The sequence below is a fragment of the Candidatus Melainabacteria bacterium RIFOXYA2_FULL_32_9 genome (assembly GCA_001784615.1).
Lineage (GTDB): Bacteria > Cyanobacteriota > Vampirovibrionia > Gastranaerophilales > UBA9579 > UBA9579.
On the sequence record MFRQ01000039.1, the window covers coordinates 12296 to 12600 of the forward strand.

At 27.2% G+C, this 305-nt stretch carries 1 tRNA gene and 1 pseudogene (1 of these 2 cut by a window edge); one reads left to right on the forward strand and one right to left on the reverse strand.

Features of this window, described 5'->3' with window-relative positions:
* Window positions 1-4 (reverse strand): annotated as a pseudogene (locus A2255_07980) (hypothetical protein); it reaches 470 nt to the left of the window's first position.
* A 201-nt stretch (window positions 5-205) separates the two neighbouring features.
* Here A2255_07980 and A2255_07985 point away from each other — a divergent pair.
* Window positions 206-278, forward strand: a tRNA-Thr gene (locus A2255_07985).
* The last annotated feature ends 27 nt before the right edge of the window (window positions 279-305 follow it).

The following is a 305-nucleotide window of genomic DNA, read 5'->3' on the forward strand; positions in this document are numbered from 1 at the left end:
TCATAATATGCGTCCCCATTCTTAATTTTATATATTATATATATAAAAAAACAGGGATTTAGCAAAAATTGCTTTTTGGGTTTTTATATCATTAACAACTGTATTTTATATTGATTTTTTATAGATTATAATTAATTATAAATTAAGTTCTCAAAAAGCTTAAAGCAGAAAAATAGATAAAAGACTAAAATCATAAGACAAACATGCCAGCATAGCTCAGTCGGTAGAGCAACAGTTTCGTAAACTGTAGGTCAAGGGTTCGATCCCCTTTGCTGGCTATTTTATATATTCCTGAAAAGTTTTAT